At 69.0% G+C, this 15,654-nt stretch carries 15 protein-coding genes and 2 pseudogenes; 12 read left to right on the plus strand and 5 right to left on the minus strand.

The window, feature by feature from the left end; all coding sequences use genetic code 11:
• Positions 1-173: 173 nt before the first annotated feature.
• The gene (locus OHA17_RS39415) at positions 174-1,070 is read right to left on the minus strand and encodes a LysR family transcriptional regulator (RefSeq protein WP_406510550.1); all 897 of its coding nucleotides are present in this window, start codon (positions 1,068-1,070) and stop codon (positions 174-176) included.
• A 137-nt stretch (positions 1,071-1,207) separates the two neighbouring features.
• Here OHA17_RS39415 and OHA17_RS39420 point away from each other — a divergent pair, with 137 nt between their 5' ends.
• On the plus strand, positions 1,208-2,026 hold the full coding sequence (locus tag OHA17_RS39420) for a 3'(2'),5'-bisphosphate nucleotidase CysQ (protein WP_406510551.1): 819 nt from the start codon (positions 1,208-1,210) through the stop codon (positions 2,024-2,026).
• Between the two features lie 119 nt (positions 2,027-2,145).
• Here the strand turns inward: OHA17_RS39420 and OHA17_RS39425 are convergent.
• Together OHA17_RS39425 and OHA17_RS39430 are read right to left on the minus strand one after the other, a co-directional pair.
• Positions 2,146-2,296 (minus strand): annotated as a pseudogene (locus tag OHA17_RS39425) (IS5/IS1182 family transposase); the annotation flags it as partial.
• A gap of 21 nt (positions 2,297-2,317) precedes the next feature.
• Positions 2,318-3,094: an SDR family oxidoreductase gene (locus OHA17_RS39430; RefSeq protein ID WP_406510552.1), complete on the minus strand. Its 777-nt coding sequence runs from the start codon at positions 3,092-3,094 to the stop codon at positions 2,318-2,320.
• Positions 3,095-3,294: 200 nt separating this feature from the next.
• Here OHA17_RS39430 and OHA17_RS39435 point away from each other — a divergent pair, with 200 nt between their 5' ends.
• The 8 genes from OHA17_RS39435 (at position 3,295) to OHA17_RS39470 (ending at position 10,296) form a co-directional block, all read left to right on the plus strand.
• The gene (locus OHA17_RS39435) at positions 3,295-4,188 is read left to right on the plus strand and encodes a helix-turn-helix transcriptional regulator (protein WP_406510553.1); all 894 of its coding nucleotides are present in this window, start codon (positions 3,295-3,297) and stop codon (positions 4,186-4,188) included.
• Between the two features lie 689 nt (positions 4,189-4,877).
• Positions 4,878-5,183: a three-helix bundle dimerization domain-containing protein gene (locus OHA17_RS39440; protein WP_406510554.1), complete on the plus strand. Its 306-nt coding sequence runs from the start codon at positions 4,878-4,880 to the stop codon at positions 5,181-5,183.
• 525 nt (positions 5,184-5,708) lie between these two features.
• A complete protein-coding gene (locus OHA17_RS39445; protein ID WP_406510937.1) occupies positions 5,709-6,056 on the plus strand; it encodes a hypothetical protein in 348 nt (115 codons plus the stop codon).
• A gap of 368 nt (positions 6,057-6,424) precedes the next feature.
• A complete protein-coding gene (locus OHA17_RS39450; protein WP_406510555.1) occupies positions 6,425-7,411 on the plus strand; it encodes a hypothetical protein in 987 nt (328 codons plus the stop codon).
• A 40-nt stretch (positions 7,412-7,451) separates the two neighbouring features.
• Complete coding sequence (locus OHA17_RS39455; RefSeq protein WP_406510556.1) at positions 7,452-8,456, plus strand: TauD/TfdA family dioxygenase; 1,005 nt, start codon at positions 7,452-7,454, stop codon at positions 8,454-8,456.
• Positions 8,457-8,838: 382 nt separating this feature from the next.
• Positions 8,839-9,108 (plus strand): hypothetical protein, encoded by a 270-nt coding sequence (locus OHA17_RS39460; protein WP_406510557.1) that lies wholly within the window; start codon positions 8,839-8,841, stop codon positions 9,106-9,108.
• A gap of 82 nt (positions 9,109-9,190) precedes the next feature.
• Positions 9,191-9,766, plus strand: coding sequence for a polyprenyl synthetase family protein (locus tag OHA17_RS39465; protein WP_406510558.1), 576 nt, complete (start codon positions 9,191-9,193; stop codon positions 9,764-9,766).
• 74 nt (positions 9,767-9,840) lie between these two features.
• Positions 9,841-10,296, plus strand: coding sequence for an SRPBCC family protein (locus OHA17_RS39470; protein ID WP_406510559.1), 456 nt, complete (start codon positions 9,841-9,843; stop codon positions 10,294-10,296).
• A gap of 323 nt (positions 10,297-10,619) precedes the next feature.
• On the opposite strand, the gene OHA17_RS39475 is transcribed toward OHA17_RS39470, so the two are convergent.
• Positions 10,620-11,957, minus strand: a complete 1,338-nt coding sequence (locus OHA17_RS39475) for a beta-propeller fold lactonase family protein (RefSeq protein ID WP_406510560.1) — start codon at positions 11,955-11,957, stop codon at positions 10,620-10,622.
• Between the two features lie 576 nt (positions 11,958-12,533).
• On the minus strand, positions 12,534-12,944 hold the full coding sequence (locus OHA17_RS39480) for an STAS domain-containing protein (protein WP_406510561.1): 411 nt from the start codon (positions 12,942-12,944) through the stop codon (positions 12,534-12,536).
• 999 nt (positions 12,945-13,943) lie between these two features.
• On the opposite strand from OHA17_RS39480, the pseudogene OHA17_RS39485 reads away from it, so the two are divergent.
• From OHA17_RS39485 to OHA17_RS39495, 3 genes and pseudogenes are all read left to right on the plus strand, one after another.
• Positions 13,944-14,686: pseudogene (locus OHA17_RS39485) on the plus strand (IS5 family transposase); the annotation flags it as partial.
• The gene (locus OHA17_RS39490; RefSeq protein ID WP_406510562.1) at positions 14,683-15,081 is read left to right on the plus strand and encodes a hypothetical protein; all 399 of its coding nucleotides are present in this window, start codon (positions 14,683-14,685) and stop codon (positions 15,079-15,081) included. The pseudogene OHA17_RS39485 and the gene OHA17_RS39490, both read left to right, overlap by 4 nt.
• Positions 15,082-15,138: 57 nt before the next feature.
• Positions 15,139-15,375 carry a hypothetical protein gene (locus OHA17_RS39495; protein ID WP_406510563.1) on the plus strand — a complete coding sequence of 79 codons (237 nt, stop codon included), beginning with the start codon at positions 15,139-15,141 and terminating at the stop codon, positions 15,373-15,375.
• Positions 15,376-15,654 lie beyond the last annotated feature (279 nt).

Below are 15,654 nucleotides of genomic sequence, written 5' to 3' on the forward strand. Positions count from 1 at the left end.
TGCCATGTGGACCGTGCAGGCGGTGAGGGTGTCGCCCATACGGTCGGTGATCCGGTGAGCGGCGAGTTCTGCGCAGGGCTGGTCGAGACGGTCGTAGGTCCAGCGGCGTCCGCACTTCGGGAAACAGCAAGGCGCTGCTGGCCGTACGGCAGACCGTCGCTGGACGGTGCCGGCTACGACGCCGTTCCGCCCCTGGCCAGCGCGGTTCGTGCCAGCCCGCGCAGCCAGGCGTGGGCGTGGTCGGTGTCGTAGCGCTGATGCCATGACAGGTATATCGGTGCGGGCGGTAGTTCGAGCGGGAGGGGGAGCGTGGTCAGGCCGAGGTCGGCGACTGCTGACCGTGTGGTGGCTTCGGGGACGCAGATCAGGAGGTCGGAGCCGCGCGCGAACTCCAGCGCGGCCGCTTCTGTGGGCGCGGTCGCCACCACGCGGCGGGTGAGGCCGAGGCGCGCGAGGGCGTTGCTGAGGTTTCCCCGTCGCGAGACGGTGACGTGCTCAGCGGCGGCGTACCGCTGTGCGGTGAGAGTCCTGTCACAGGTCAGGGGGTGGCCCTGCCTCAGGGCGACGACGAGGGGGGTCTCGCCCACGTTCTCGGCACGGATGTCCGGTGCGCTCGGAGGGTTGGCGTTCGCCTCCAGGTCCACCTCGCCGCGCCGCAACTCGGGTGTGGCGATGCTCGATTCCGCGACGAAGCGCAATCGCACGCCCGGTGCCTCTTCCCGTACGGCCGAGAGCAGTGCGAGGCCGCCCAAGGCGACCAGGGAATCGTGCCAGCGAAGGGTGAAGGTGCGCTCCAACGTCGCCAGATCGAGTTCACGGCTGGGTGCCAGCACCCCCTGGACCTGGTGCAGCAGCTCATGCACCTGTTCCCGGACTGCGATCGCGTACGGGGTCGGTGTCATCGTGCGGCCGGTGCGCACCAGGATCTGATCCCCGGTCGTGCGCCGGATGCGGCCCAGGCTCCGGCTCATGGCGGGGGCGGTGACGTGCAGGCGGGCGGCCGCCCCGGCCACACTGCCCTCCTCCAGCAGCGCGTCGAGCACGGCCAGCAGATTCAAATCCAATTGCATGTGAGTAAACCTAGCCGTGCTTTACGTGCAGTTGAAGTTAATCAAGGTGCTGTATAGCTTCGGGACCAGAGCGCTGAACAGAGCGCACAGTCCGATCCGGACAGCCCCATCACCCGCTGCCCGCAAGGGAGTTCACCATGCCCGAAACCGTTCAGACCCTTGACGCCGCCGCCTCCGACGCCGACCTGCTCGACCAGACCGCGACCGCCGTGCGCGCGGCCGGTTCCGCGCTGCGCGAGCGCTTCGGCGAGGTGGTCCGCCACCGGACCCGCGAAGAGCTGATGCACGCCCTCGCCGCCAACGACGACACCGCCCTCGCCGTCCTGCGCCCCCGCCTCACACACCTGCGCCCGGACGCCGGATGGGTGGAGGACGAGCTCGACGGCGGGGCGCTGCCGCCCGGCGAATGGTGGGTCGTGGATCCGGCCGAAGGCAACGTCAACCACCTGCACGCCCTGCCCGAATGGGCGGTGACCGCCACCCTCGTGCGCGACAACCAGCCGGTGCTCACCGCGGTCCACCTCCCGTTGACCGGCGAGACCTGCACCGCGCGCGTCGGCGCGGGCGCCCATCTCGACGGCCGGCCGCTGCACGTCTCCCAGACCACGGACCTCGGCCTGAGCATCGTGGCCACCAGCCAGGCCCGGCCGGACGAGGACGAGAAGGTCGTGCGGCGCGTCGGTTCCTCGATCACCGCGATGCTCTTCGACGCGCTCGTCGTCCGCACCGCAGTGCCCGCAACCCTGCACCTGCTGAACGTGGCCGCCGGCCGGATCGACGCCTTCTGGCAGTTCGCCGGCGCCCGCGCGGACCTGCTGCCCGGGGCCCTGCTCGTCTCCGAGGCCGGCGGACGGATCTCCGACGCCGCAGGCCGCCCCTGGACCCCGCAGAGCGAGAGCCTCCTGGCCGCCGCACCCGGCGTCCACGCTGCCGCCGTCACCACGCTCTCACGCTGAACGCGCACCACGACCTGCACGCATGGAAGGGGAGGGGCACGCTCTCGCCTGCTACAGACGCTTCCGATAGGCCGGTGGTGGTGCGTGCCGTCCTCTCCGCGCTGGACCCTCGTCGCCCGCGTCGGAGAGCGCGCCTCGAACACGCTCGCGAAGGAGCGGTCGTAGCGGTACACGGTGGCGAACCCGGCCGAGCTGCGCGTACGTGTCTCCGCAACGCAGGTGGGCCAGCGCGAGTAGGGCCCGCTTCCCCGCCGCCGCTGTGCGAGGGCGGCGGTCTGCGGCATCCCAGGGTCAGCTGGCCTGCCCGGTGGGCATGATGGTGACCTGCTGCAGGTTGACCCGCGGCGGCAGGGTGGCGATGAACCCGACGGTCTGGGCGACATCCTGCGGCGTGAGCCATTCCATCGTCTCCTTGGAGCCGGCCAGCCACTCCAGTGCGCCTTCATCGGTGACGTGGCTTTGCAACTCGGTGCCGACGATGCCCGGCTCGATCGCCGACACCCGCACCTTCTTCGCACCGAGCTCGGCCCGCAGGTGCCGGGACAGGTGGGTGACGTACGCCTTGGTGGCGGAGTAGACCGCGAAGGTCGGGAAGATGTTCTGCGCCGCGATCGAGGAGGTGTTGATCAGGTCGGCCACCCCGCGCTCACCGGCGGCCTCGACCAGCTGGGGCGTGAACGCGCCGATGGTGTTCATCAGGCCGGTGACGTTGAGGTCGATCTGGCGCTGCCACTGGTCGGTGGCCAGCTCCTCGACGGGGGCGGGAAGCATGACGCCGGCATTGTTGAACAGCAGGTCGGCGTTGCCCAGTTCGGCCGCCACCCGGTCGGCGACAGCCTGCACGGCCGCCGTGTCAGTCACGTCGGCGGCCACAGCGAGGGCCTGGCCGCCGTTCTTCTCGATCCGGGCGACCAAGTCGTCCAGTCGGTCCGCGCGCCGCGCCAGGACGACGACTCGGGCTCCCAGGGCGGCCAGGTGCTCGGCGGACGCCTCACCGATGCCGCTGGAGGCACCGGTGACGACCGCGATTCGGCCGGAGAGAGGGCGGAGGGAAGTCTGCGCGGTCATGAGACACACCTTTCAAGGTGGGTGAGATGAGGGGGTCGGGACCGCGGCCTCTCGCCGTCGGCCCCTCCACAAGAACACCACCCACAGACGCCTCATGGGGCGCCGGAAAGGGCCCTGCCCAGGCAGGTATCCGCGAGGCAGGTACCGGCAGTACTACCCACCCCCGGAGTGTGGCCGCTCTCGCCCGCCACACTGGGGACATGGAAAACCGTAGTCGCGAGATCGCCGATTTCCTGCGCACCCGCCGTGCCCGGGTAACCCCCGACCAGGCGGGGCTACCCGATGACGGCCGGGCCCGTCGCGTGCCCGGCCTGCGCCGCGACGAGGTCGCCCGCCTGGCCGGAGTCAGCACCGAGTACTACACCCGCCTTGAGCAGGGCCGCGCGCAGAATCCCTCCCCGGAAGTACTCGAAGCCCTCGCCAGCACCCTGCAACTGGACCCCTCCGAGCGCGAGCACCTCACTGACCTTCTGGCCCGCCCCACACCGGCCCGCCGCGCTGCGACCAGCCCCCAGCGCGTGCGCCCCGGCCTGCACCTGATGCTGCAGACCCTCGACCATGTGCCCGCGTTCATCCTCGGCCGGCGCACCGACGTCCTGGCATCCAACCGCCTGGCCCGCGAGGTCCTGACCGACTTCGACGCCCTGCCCGCACCTCGTCGCAATCTGGCCCGCTACTACCTCCTGGACCCCGAGGCCCGCCAACGTGTCGGGGACTGGGAGCGGATCGCCGCCGAAACCGTCGCTGTCCTCCGCCTGGAGGCGGGCCGAAACACCCATGACCGCCAGCTCGCCGACCTGGTCGGCGAACTCACCCTGAAGTCACCAGAGTTCTCCACCTGGTGGAACGACCACCGGGTGCTGCGCCGCACCCACGGCGCCAAGTCCTACCACCACCCCCTCGTCGGAGACCTCCACTTCTCCTACGAGTCCTTCCAAGCGCCCGGCGAAAGCGACCAGACCCTGTGCGTCTACAACGTCGAACCGGGCTCCGAAACCGCCCGCTCCCTCCAACTCCTCACCAGCTGGACGGCACCACAGCCGGACACGCTTCCCCGCCCCGAGCCCACCATCCCGCCCGAAGCAACCCCATAACGAATCCGCCGGGTGATTGCGGCAGGGATCTGAGCAGCGGAAACAGCTCTCCGGCTCGCTCCGGTGCCGGAAGTCGCGCTCAGATCACGCAGCCCTGAGCAGGGCGTTCACGGGTCAAAGATCCACTCATTTGCCCCTTTGACCCGTACCTCGGCGATACCCGAGGTAGACCAAAAGCCGCCAGTAGTTGATCTTGGTGTCAGTGGACCGGCTGTCAGCGGTCGCCGCGACACACTGAGGTGATCATCGATTGGGGAGGTCGGATGGCGTTTCGGGCAGTGCACGCTGAGTGGGGAACAGTGTTCTCGCACCTGCCGGATTTGGGGTGTGGTCAGGCGTGGGAGGCGGTGTGGAAGGTCAGGCCACCCGCGCCGATTGTCTGCGTGGAGTGCCGACAACCGATGTACGCGAGGACCTCCGAGCGGCGCCTGCGGTTCTTCGCGCACGCCCCGTACGCCCCTACGACGCCGATGCCGACAAGACCCGCAGCACAGGTGGCTTCTTTGGACGGCGGTGAGGGATGTGTCCGCGGGTCGGCCGGTCCGAGATGGCGAGTTGGTGAACAGATGCGGCGGGCTGTTTCCGCGGCCACGATCCGTGCAAGTGTGGGAAGTGGACTGGCCGATGCCGGGCACTCGGAAACCGATCGGCTGCGGCGGTCGGTCGTCCGTGACAGTAAGGAGCGCGCCATGGGCGCGAACACCGTCGAGACTGCGTTACCCGACCCCATTCAGGAGGTCACGGACCGGCTGACTGCCTCCTTCGCCGGCCTGCTGACGGCCTCAGTCGTACGGGATGTCGTGCAAGGCTGCTACGAGCCGCTCCGTGACGCTCGTATCACCAACTACGTACCGATCCTGGTCGAGCACAACAGCCGCACCAAGCTACGACAGCTCATCCGCCGCACCGATCCCACGCCCCCCTTCGCGAGAGGCCCAGAAGGACAACCGGCCATTCCGTCTTCACGGCCCTGCGAAGCATTCGAAAGACCCTGACCGGCTCGGCATAGGCGCCGCGCCGGTCCAAGGCCGGCCGGACACACGGACCCTCTCCGTCGACCGTCTCGCCGGACCACTGCGATGCCCGCACACGCGGACGCCGTTCACAGGGGTGGTGTGGTTGGTACCCGGGAGCCAACTGCGAGCTCGTCGCCGACGGTTTACGTCCGACTGACGCTTCAACTCCGGTACCTGTGTGTATGTGTCCGTTCGTGCGGATTGCGGCTGCGGGGTTCGCCGTCGCCTGCGTCGACTACCGGCTCGGCGGCGAGGCCGCCTTCCCCGTCCCGCTAGATGACGTGCGCACCGCACTGCTGGCTCACCCTGCGCTCCGCAGAACCCGGCATCGACACTCAGCGGACAGTGGTGTGGGGAGAATCCGCCGGCGGACACCCGCCTCACTCCTCGCCCTGGCTCAACCGACCCGTCCCTGGTCGGCGCCGTGACCTGGTGCGCACCCGGCGACCTGACCACCGCGCGGGGCTGCTTCACTCACGAAGACACGCCACCCCTGAGGCGCTCATGCTCGGCGCGGCCCCGGCCACCGTCCTGGAGCACGCGGCGGCAACCAGCCCCCTTGCTCAAGTCCACTCCAGCGCGCCGCCGTTCCTCCTCGTCCACGGCCACGAGGACAGCCTGGTGGCTTGCTCACACAGCGAATCCCCGCCGACGCACTGCAGGAAGCCGGGGCTCCGGTCGAACTGTGGCCGGTGCCGGGCGACGACCGAATGCCGAATACTGCGTGTGTGGGGCAACGGGGGCGGGGCCGTAGGCATGATCCGCACCACCCAACGTGCCTGCAGGGACTGTGCCGTGCTCATGGCGCAGCAGGGGCGTTGCCCACGATCCCGGTGTCCCGGACTCTTGTAGTTATGGGGTGACCGGCTGGGTTCACCCGTTCCCGAACCCTGGGGAAGACTCGGTCTACGGACCGCAAACAACCACGGGGCGGCGCTACGGGTGACGACTCCGGTCAGCCGACACCTGCTGTCTTCGCGTGGCAGACGGATACCGGTTTGCCGCCGTTGACCTCGCTCCACGGCGCCGTCCAGGAATGGCGTGGATCAGGGTTTCGAGTGACGTGTTGGTGGCCAAGTACTTCGACTATGGGCTTATCACCGGTTGCCGGTCATCCTGCTGTCGCTGTCTTTCGCGAGCCCCGGGGCGGGCGGTCCGCCCCGGCGCTGGGCCCGCGGGTCGATGCCGAGGCCAAGCGGGCCGAGCGCGTGCTGGCGGGGGTGGCGACCCATGCCAGGCCTGTCGAGCGGACTCTCGCGCTGCGGCACGCCGCCGCAGCTGCCGGTGCATTGGTGGCCGCCCTGTCGGACCAGGCTCCGGCCGTGGTCGGTGAGGCACTGCCGGCCGATTCGATCAGCCAGTCCTTCTTCCGGGTCCGTGAGCAAGAGCTGTCCGATCAGCAGGCCGCCCTGCACGGCGTCCTGGTCATCCACCGCGCTCTGGAGGACCTGTGTGAGGCTCCGCTGTCGGGCGGTGACCTGGCACTGGAGCTGGCCGGGATGCGTCAGGCGGTGGTCGACCTCACCGGCGCGACGCAGGGCACCGGCCGCGAATCCGAGCCGTCGGCGGCAGTCCTGGAGCCTGGTATGGAGGCGTCGTTGGAGGACGTGTGGAGTGCTCGGTGGCTCATCGGCCATCAGGTCCATGTCCTGTTCAACGTCTGCGCCGCGGTCGCCGTGGCCGACGCCGCCAGCCGTCTGCGGCACGGCGACAGCGACGCCGCGCTGCTGCGGCTGTCAGACGCGACGGTGTACGTGCGGGGCTTCCCGGCGGCCATGACCCACGCCAGTACCATCCCGGCCGAGTACTACAGGGCGTCGATACGCCACACCATGGCGCCGCCGTCGGTGGACATCCCGTTGAGCGGGCGCCAACACCGCGGCTACAAACTGTTCCGGGCGGCGATGAGGGACCTGCTGTCCGTGGTTCCCGACTCCTACGAGCACCTGGCGGCTCACGCCCCGGAGCTGGCCGAGGCACGGGGCGCTCTCCTCGAAGCCGACATCGTCGACGGTGAACGGCACGTCACCCTCGCGTACTCGATGGTGCATCTGGATCGTTCCATCGCCCAGAACCCCGAAGGGCCCGACAACGCCGTCGCCGAACTACGGCTCATGCGCCATCGCCGCGCGGCCCAGTACGCCTCCTTGATCCGGTTCGGGGACCACTACGTCGCCGAAGCCGTGGCGAGCCTGCGCCACAAGTGAGTCCGCGCGTCCGCCGCCCACGCCCCGGCAGGAGACCCTGATGCCCGACACGACGCCCGACAGCACCCCCAGCACCGACGTGACCAGCCGGGAACTCGATCCGGCCGATACCGACGCGTGTGAGCGACTGGCCCGCACCCTGTGCACCGGCGGGATCGATCAGGTCGACAGCCCCGAGTGGGTGGAACGGGCCCGGGATGCCTGGGAGGACCTTCCGCTACGGCTGCGCCGCGAGGTGCGGCGGTTTCGACGACATTCCGGCCCGAACGGCACCTTGCTGATCGGCGGCCTGCCCGTCGATCAGGCGGCCCTGCCCCCGACACCGACCGTATCCGGCTCGGTCCAGCGCCAGGCCACGATTTCGGCCGCGGTGCTCACCATGGTCGCCTGCGGACTCGGCGAACCTCTCGCGTACCTGGCCGAGAAATCAGGCGCCCTCGTACAGGACGTCGTACCCGTGCCGGGGCAGGAGACCTTCCACGGCAACGCCGGATCGACGCCGCTGTCCTTCCACACGGAGAACGGCTTCCACCCTCACCCGCCCGACTATGTGGTCTTCCTGTGCCTGCGCGCCGACCACGACCGGATCGCCGGCATGCGTGTCGCCGGCATCCGCCAGGCACTGCCCCTCCTCACCCCAGCCAGCCGCCAGGCCCTGTTCACACCGGAGTTCCGCACCACCCCGCCCCCCTCCTTCGGCCCCGACGCCGCGAGTGGGCCCGACGCCAAGCCCCGAGCAGTACTCTCCGGAGCAGCCGAGGACCCCGACATACGCATGGCCCAACTCGTCACCACCCCGCTCACCCCCCGAGCCGCCACAGCGTTGAGTGAATTCGGCCGCGCCTGCGAGGCGACCGCCCGCACCCTGCGCCTCACCCCCGGCGACCTGGTCGTCATCGACAACCGCGTGACCGTCCACGGGCGCACCGCCTTTCACCCCCGCTACGACGGATCAGACCGCTGGCTGCAACGTACCTACGTCACCACCGACCTGCGCCGCTCCCGCGACCATCGCCCCCACGACGGCCACATACTCGCCCGGTGACCCAACTGCGGGAAGGACACGGACCCGTGGCCGTTCGCAGGGCCGGAGGTCTTGATTGCGCACAGGCGCCGACGGTCGGGATGCCGTGGGGGAAGCGGATGAGTAAGGCGTACCCCAGTGCCCTGGGCTGGGCTGCCGAGATCGAACGGGCGGCTGAGGCAGTGGGTACTCCGCCGATGGAGATGTCCTTCTCCCTCTTGGACGAGTTCCGCGCTGAGCGCAGCACACTGCAAGCCAGGCTGTAGAGGCGGCAATTCCTCCCGGCAGACGGCAGACGGCAGACGGCAGACGGCAGACGGCAGACGGCAGACGGCTCGGCTGGCATCCGCCTGGCCCAGCACGACTTCGATGATGGTGGGGGTGGGCCCGTAGGCTGGGGACGGTGGCTTACGACATCATGTTCCTGCGGGTTCTTCCGGGCCGTACCTTCGACGAGGCTCTGGAGGAGGTCAACTCCGCGTACGACCCGGACGCCGGCCTCAGGCTTATGACTGTGACCGGTGTTGAGCGTGGCGTTTGGGACAGGCTCGTACGGGCCTTGCCCCCTCCGCTCGTCGCCCGGCGGGTGCGCATCTCCCGGAAATCCGCTCTCAGCACATGGCATCCGGGCGGGGACACAATGCAGACCGTCGACGAGAGCCATTACAACTGAGCGCGCTCCCCGAGGCCCGGTCTGGTGCAGTCATCACCCTGACGGGCCGACATCAGTAGGTGGGGGCGACGGCTTCCTCGCCGTGTTCGACGGCGGTCAGGCGGTCTGCCGCGGAACTTTTGACGAACTCGCCATGCCGGGTGATCTGTCCGTTCCGGTTGAGCGATATATGGCGATGGCGCGGAACAAGACCGCGGTGTTGCTGGAGGCGGCGTGTCGCGTCGGTGCGATCCTTGGCGGCGGCGATGAGCGGGATGCCGAGTCTCTGGGCACCTTCGGCGCCCACCTCGGCATCGCGTTCCAGATCCGCGACGACCTCCTGCCCTACCTCCCGGGTCCTGCCGGAACGAAAGGCAAGCCTGCGGAGAGCGACGTCCGTAACCAGCGCCCCATCTTGCCGGGCCTCCTGGCCCACCGCAACGCCGACCGCGCGGGCCGCGCGGCCATCCGCCATGCCTTGCTCAACGAGTCCGACCCGCGCGTGCCGCTGGAGCAGATGTCCTTCTTGTCAGAGAGATTCGGAGCCGTGCAGGCAGCCTGCCTGATGGCAGATGAGCACCTCGATCAGGCGCTCCGGGCCATCGCCGAAGTCGGTGCCGGCCCCCACTGCGAGGCCCTTTCGCTGATCGCCGAAACGCTGGTCGGCAGGAGCCCGTGATCACGCACGCGACCCACCCCACGGACTCCGCCTCGCACCCCCAGCACGACGGTGCGAACACAGGGAGGAATCCCATGACGCGTTACGACGTCCGCTTCACCGGCCGTTGGAGGACACCCCTCCCACCCGACGCCCTCTACACGACACTGGCCGACATCGCGAACTACGCCTCATGGTGGCCCGAGATGCGCCACACCCGACTGACCCGGGAAGGAGAAGCCGAGGTGACCCTCAGGGCGCTGCTCCCTTACCAACTGACGATGCGCGTGCAGCGACTCGTGGAGGACCCCGTCAGCCGGGTGCTCGAAGCAGCACTGGACGGCGACATCACCGGCCACATCCGCTGGGACATCCGCGCCAGCACTCCCGCAGGCTCCATCGCCGTGCTCACCCAGGCCGTCACCGTCAACAAACCTTCCCTGCGCCGCTTGATGCCACTGGCACGCCCCCTGTTCCGCCTCAACCATGCCCTCTCCATGCGATCCGGCAGACGCGCCCTCCTCACGCGCACATGCTCAGCGGGTGGGTAGCTCTGGGGTGCGGGCGGCTGGGCCTCGGGCTCGCCGGACAGGCCGGTGACCAGGCACTGGCCACAAGGGTGTGCTCGCCCTCCGCGGGAGGGGGATGAGCGCCCCTTGAACGCGTCAGTCCTTGATGGCGCTCGATGGAAACGACCACCTGGCAATCTCTGGTGACCCCGGACTTGCTCGATGGATCTCCCCATACATGCCGTGCACAGGTGTCTTTTCCTGCGCTTTGTCTGCCTGGGTGTCGTGCCGCTGCCCTCGGCCGGCTTGCAGGGCCGGTCGGGGGCAGCGGTGTCTCGTGGCGGGGATTCACCGCGTGTGGGGTGTCAGGGGCAGGTGACGAGGATGATGGAGATGGCGGTGCAGGTGGCGGTCGCGCTGTCGTTGGCTGGGTTGGGGTCGGTGGGTGCGGAGGTGGTGCGCAGTCCGGTGACGGTGACCTGGCCGAGGGTCAGCAGGCTCAGTGGGACGCGGAACGTCTTGTTCACGCTCGCCCCGTTGGCGATGGCCCCGTAGGCGCACGTCACCGTGGTGCCGGCGAGTGTGCATCCGGCGGCGAGGTTCGTGGCGGAGCTGCCCGCCGGGAGGGCCGCGGTGAGGGTCGCGGAGGTGACCGCGTCGGGGCCGGTGTTCTGGGCGGTGAGGGTGTAGCTCAGGTAGGGCACCAGGATGCCCAGATGCGGCTGCGCGACGAGGTTGACGTCGATGTCAGCCTTCTTGGGCGTGGGCTTGGGGAAGAAGGCGATGTCGTAGGGGCTGTTGAACCCGGGGATCGTGGCCGTGACCGTGTTGGACGCGGTGCTGATCACCGAGACGGTGTTGCCGCCCAGGTTGGTGGAGTAGGCGGCAGTGCCGGCAGGGTTGACCCTGACCTCGGCCGGACCGGCACCGACCGCGACGGTGGCCGTCACGGCATTGGTTGCCGTATTGATGACCTTCACGTCGGAACCACCGTTGTCGGCGACGTAGGCCGTGGTGCCTGATGGGGTGAACGAGACGCCGTTCGGGGCGGACCCGACCGCGATGGTCGCGCTCACCGTGTTCGTCGCGGTGTTGATCACCTTGACGGAGTTGCTGGCGCTGTTGTTGGTGACATAGGCGACCGCTCCTGACGGGCTGACCGCCACGCCGGTGGGGGTGCTCCCGGCCGGGATGGTCGCGGTGACGGTGTTCGTCGCGGTGTTGATGACCGAGACGCTGTTCGCCTGGTTGTTGCTCACGTAGGCGGTGGTGCCCGCCGGGTTCACCGCCACCCCGTTCGGGGCGGACCCGACCGGGATGGTGGCGGTGACGGTGTTCGTCGCGGTGTCGATGACGGAGACGGTGTTGGTGCCGCTGTTCGCGACGTAGGCGCGGGTTCCGGACGGGTTGAACGCGACCGTCAGGGGGCCGCTCCCGACGGGGATGGTCGCGGTGACCAGGTTGGTCGCGGTGTCGATCACCGAGACGGTGTTGGAGGAGTAGTTGGTGACGTAGGCGCGCGGCTGTGCCGGGTTGATTGCCACGATGATGGGACTGCTTCCGACGGTGATGCTGCCGGTGATGGTGTTTGTGTTCGTGTCGACCAGCGAGACGGTGTTGCCGCCGAAGTTGGTCACATAGGCCAGCGGGCCGTTGTTGGCGTGGGCGGGTGCGGCGAGCGCCACCAGGCCCGTCAGCGCCAAGGCGCCGCCAGCAAGAAGGGAGGTCAGTCGGCTGCCCCAGCGGGATAAGGAGCGGCGGGGTCTGGAAGGTTCAGAAGTCACAGGACTTCCCCCTCTGTTGGTTCCGCACCGTGACGGCGGATCCGAAGGACCCTGAGAACCGGCAGGGGTGCGGCCGCGCAAGCCCCACCACCCGCGGTTTGCTCAACCGCCCGGCGACCGGGCCCCGTGCCTCGCGCACCGCGCCACCAGCAGTTCCGTCATCATCCGGCAGCACGACACACGTCGCGCACCACCACGGCAGGATCCGGGCCGCAACAGCTTTTCCCCGCCCGGACACCGTCAGAAACGGCGACCGTCGGAGTCACCAGCATCGTCCCGCTCCCGCACCGGCTCTGACCCGGAACCTCCATAGTTGTCCGTATCCAGTCAAAAGCTGGCCAATCGGCAACTTGACACCCCCGACACCCTGCAAGCAATCGCCCAGCCCTGCACGCCACCTGGCGGTTAAACGAGCACAGAGCCAACACGCTCGGTGAGACTCCCCACTCACTTCAAGATCCAACGAAGCGGAGGGAAGAGCAGCACCGGCCGATTTCAAGAATCCTCATCATCCTCATGGTGCGGTTCGCGCGCGATGGCTTCCTCCACCGTGGCGACGGGGCGTAGAGCCGTGTTCAGCCCTGTTGCTTGCAGTAGCTGCAGGTGCCACGGGTGTGTGCAGATCAATCCGATGGTGCCGCCGGTGTGCAGGGCTCGGCGGCGGGCGCGGCAGATCAAGGCGAGGGTTGTGCAGTCGAGGAAGTGGGCGGGCCGCAGGTCAACGATCACGCGGGCACCCGCGGTTGAGGTGGCTGCGTCCAGTTGTTCCCGGACCGCGGGAGCTGAGCACAGGTCGAGCTCGCCGTGGAGCTCGACCACGGTGTATCCGTCGAGGGTGTGGGTGTGTGCGCTTCCCTGTGCTGTCGGGACGTGTTCTTCGCGTGTGGGTTGGGTTTCGTGCGTCATGGCAGTTCCCCGGTTGAACGGGCCCCGCGTGGACGGGGTGTGGCTGGCTCAGGCAGCCACCGGGGTCTGGAGTGACACCTGCCCACGGTAGGGAGGCATTTGGGTGCAGAAACGTGCAGGCAGTTGCTGGTTCATCCGTGTGAGCGGTGCCGTCTCCAGCAGCCCGCGCGGCCCCGCCCCTGCCCGATAGGGTCATCGGCCAGCGCAGTCAGGAGCGGGCACGACCACCACCATCTCCCCGCCGGTCGCCGGTCGCCGGTCGCCGGTCGCCGGTCGACGGTCGGTGGCCGTGGCCCTCGACCACGGGGCACTGGCTGCGGGAGTTGCCAGGTGCCTCCAGGCGAGACCGATGAGCTCCTGCCGGCAACCCAGGGCAGAGCGGGACGGCGTTGGTAGGCCTGTAGCTGGCCAGCAGAGGGCACGGTCCGCCGCTCCTCCACGTAGAAACAAGGGTGGGGCTCTGCGTCGTCATCGACGAGTTGGCGGGGGCCTGGTGGTGAACGGCTGTCACCAGGATCGATTACATGGCCGAAAGCCAAGGGCCAAGGTTCCGGCGTCGGCGTATCCGGCCTACGCTGCCCGCAGAGGGGTGCAGTCCACCCGCTGGCAGTGCTGGGAGTGGTGACTGCGCACTTGCTGCTCTCCCAGACCCCGAGGCGGCACCGACACCAGGACAGACAGGCCAGCTGGAGCCGCAGCACCGACTCCGCGGCTCCAGCCCATGCCCGTCCGGTGACTTCAGGGCAGGGATTCCCGCATCCTTGCCGCCGGAAGGGCGCCTCGCGCGGGGGACGTTGGAGGGGAGCTCACCGTTCCCCGCGCGGATGAGGCCGCCGCTCCTTCAGCCAGGGGCGGCGGCCGTCCCGGGCACTCGCACCCAGCATCCCACCGTGCTGCCGAACAGGAGCAGTGTGCGCGGCCCCAAAGCACAACCTTGGTGGACAACCGCGGACACGGAATCGTCCGAGCCGCGAGCCGGGGCACGTTGGCGACCGGGGACCGGGGGCCTGTGACCTGCGGGAGGTCGTGAACGCGATCTTCTATCAGAACCGGACGGGCTGTCAGTGGCGCTATCTGCCCCACGATTTCCCGGCCTGGTCAGCGGTGTTCTACTACTTCGGCCTGTGGCGCCAGGACGGCCTTGTCCAGCGGATCCAGGAACTCCTGCGCTGCCAGGCGCGGGAGAGAGCCCGGCGATTGGAGGACCCGTCCCTCGTGATCCTCGACACCCAGTCCGTCCGCGGCGCGGCGGGTGTCCCGAAGACCACGACGGGACTGGACGCCAACAAGACGGTGTCGGGCCGCAAGCGGGGACTGGCAGTGGACGTTCTGGGACTGATCATCGGCGTCGTGGTGCTCGCTGCCTCGGCCCACGACAACGCCCCCGGCACCGGCCTGCTCGACCAGGCCGCCGAGCGGTGCGGGATGCGCCTGGAGAAGGCCCTGGTGTACCAGGGCTTCAAGGACGAGGTTCTCATCCACGGGCCCTGCTGGACATCGACGTCGAGGTCGTCCGCCGCAACCCCGAAGACCAGGGCAAGGGCTTTGTCCCGCAGCCCAAGCGGTGGATCGTGGAGCAGGTCAACGGCACATTGACGCTGCACCGCTGCCTGGCCAGCGAGTACGACCACCGCGCCGACACCTCCACCTCGCGCGTCTACTGGGCCTCCATGGCGAACATGGCCCGCCGCCTCACCACACCGACCCCCACCTGGCGCGACGCCCTCGGGCTGGCCGCGTGAACGTCATCGAGCTCCTGGCGGACCTCCAGGCCCGGCACGACGAGACCGCGGCTCGCGCCGGTGAACTACGCGAGCAGATCGCGCACTTGACCGCCGCCCTGACCGAGACCGAGGCTCGACTCATGGACCTGGCTACCACCCGGAAGGTCATCGCCGAACTCGTACCGGTCGCAAGCGAACCCGAACCGGCCGAGACGAACACCGCCTACCAGGCCATCGTGAACGCCTTCAACCAGCACCCAGACCAAGAGTTCCGAGCCCGTGAGCTGCACGAACGCCTCGGCATGCCCACCGACGAAGCAGCCGTCAACATCACCCGCAGCCGCCTCGGACGCCTCACCTGCCAGGGCTTCCTCACCCAGCCCGGACGAGGCCGCTACCAGAAAAGGACTTAACGTCCACTGAGAGCCGGGCTCAGCCGAGAGAAGCCTCCGCGCGTCAGCGCCGAGGCAGTGTCGGTGAAGGTGGCGAAGTCGCCGCTGGCGGTGAGGGTCTGGCCGGCCGATAGTGGCGGTCAGGTCCTGGTCGGCGCCGCGGACGGCGTGGTGGAAGGCGAGGGCGAGTTCCAGGAATGGAACAGCCAGGGGGAGCCCAGCGTGCAGGGTGCCGGCCCGGTCGACGACGTCGCGGCGTCCTGGATCAGGGCGACGGTATGGGCGAAGAAGGTGCGCCCGGTCGTGCGGCCATGACGGGGCACGGTCCGCGCCGTAGCCTCGCGCCGACCTCGCTTGTCACCGCGGGAGGCGCCGTCGGCAACTTCTCGTGGCCTCGCTTGAGCACGAGACTGGTGTGGCCACCTAGGGCGAAACCGCGCGCGAAGTCGGCAGCGTCGGCATCGTGGATGAGTCGACGTGCCGCACCGGTGCTCAAATCCCTTGCGGGGAAGGGGGCCTTCGTGTTGACACTGTTTGCATGATCAGGGCGGCGAGGGAACTTCTACCGGCGGGCGGTCTCGTTCTGGGCGTGCC

Source organism: Streptomyces sp. NBC_00212, from assembly GCF_045206365.1.
Classification (GTDB): Bacteria; Actinomycetota; Actinomycetes; order Streptomycetales; family Streptomycetaceae; genus Streptomyces.